The sequence below is a fragment of the Streptomyces sp. NPDC101166 genome (assembly GCF_044768125.1).
Lineage (GTDB): Bacteria > Actinomycetota > Actinomycetes > Streptomycetales > Streptomycetaceae > Streptomyces.
Genome location: NZ_JBIWPF010000144.1, coordinates 1 through 1,339 on the forward strand (window position 1 = coordinate 1; position 1,339 = coordinate 1,339).

Here is a 1,339-nt window from a genome sequence, read left to right on the forward strand (position 1 = left end):
GTCAAACTAGAACACGTTCTAGTTTGGGTAGACTGCTCCGGCTGACCATCACTGCCGGGTTCGAGAGGACACTATGACCACCGTCGACGTACCGCACAGCTCGCGATCGGCCGTGCTGCGGGTCTCCGCGGTCATCAACGAGACGGCCGACTCCTGCTCGCTGGTCTTCGACGTGCCCGAGGAACTCAGCGAGCGCTTCGCCTACACGCCGGGCCAGTTCCTGACCCTGCGCATCCCGAGCGACCTGACCGGGTCCGTGGCCCGCTGCTACTCGCTGGCCAGCTCGCCGCACACCGACGACAAGCCGAAGGTGACCATCAAGCGCACCGTCGACGGCTACGCGTCGAACTGGGTGTGCGACAACGTGAAAGCCGGCGACACCATGGAGGTGCTGCCGCCGTCCGGCGTCTTCACCCCCAAGAACCTCGACGAGGACCTGCTGCTGTTCGCGGCCGGCAGCGGCATCACCCCGGTGATGTCCATCCTCAAGTCGGCGCTCGCCCGCGGCAACGGCCGCATCGTGGTGGTCTACGCCAACCGCGACCACGAGTCGGTCATCTTCGCCCGCGAACTGCGCGAACTCGCCGACAAGAACCCGCAGCGGGTCGTCGTCATCCACTGGCTCGAAGCCCTCCAGGGCCTGCCGACCGCGGACGCCTTCGCCGCCCTGGTCTCGCCCTACACCGCCCACGAGGCGTTCATGTGCGGCCCCAAGCCGTTCATGGACCGGGTCCACGACGCCCTCGGCCAGCTCGGCGTGCCGCGCAACCGCACCCACGCCGAGGTCTTCAACTCGCTCTCCGGCGACCCGTTCGCCGATGTCGCCCCGGTCGAGATCAGCGCCGAGGAGGCCGCCGACGCCGCCAGCGTCGAGGTCGAACTCGACGGCGAGACCCACGAGATGACCTGGCCGCGCAGCCAGACCCTGGTCGACATCATGCTCTCCAAGGGCCTGGACGTGCCCTACTCCTGCCTCGAGGGCGAATGCGGCTCCTGCGCCTGCACCGTCCTGGAGGGCGAGGTGGAGATGGAGAACGCGGAGATCCTCGACCCCGAGGACATCGCCAACGGCTACATCCTGGGCTGCCAGGCCCGGCCGGTGACGGACCGCCTGAAGATCCAGTTCTGAGACAACCCGACTCCCGGAACTCTCAGGGCTTCCCCCCGAACCCCGAAAACGATTCGGCCGCCGCGTTGTTTCACGCGGCGGCCGAATCGTTTGTGCGGTGCGGGCTCAGTACGCCGAGAAGACGTTGTCGATCGAGCCGTAGCGGTGCGCCGCGTAGTTGCAGGCGGCGGAGATGTTCGCGACCGGGTCGTAGATGTCCCACGAGGTGCC

Annotated in this window: 1 protein-coding gene; it reads left to right on the forward strand. The window is 67.5% G+C overall.

Translation table 11 applies throughout. The annotated features are described in order from the left end of the window. The first annotated feature begins 73 nt into the window (after window positions 1-73). Window positions 74-1,129 carry a 2Fe-2S iron-sulfur cluster-binding protein gene (locus tag ACIRS4_RS37145; RefSeq protein ID WP_404204528.1) on the forward strand — a complete coding sequence of 352 codons (1,056 nt, stop codon included), beginning with the start codon at window positions 74-76 and terminating at the stop codon, window positions 1,127-1,129. The last annotated feature ends 210 nt before the right edge of the window (window positions 1,130-1,339 follow it).

Bases quoted from the DNA above. Each gene is read 5' to 3' on its own strand.
- ACIRS4_RS37145 (WP_404204528.1), top strand. From the start codon at position 74: ATGACCACCGTCGACGTACCGCACAGCTCGCGATCGGCCGTGCTGCGG.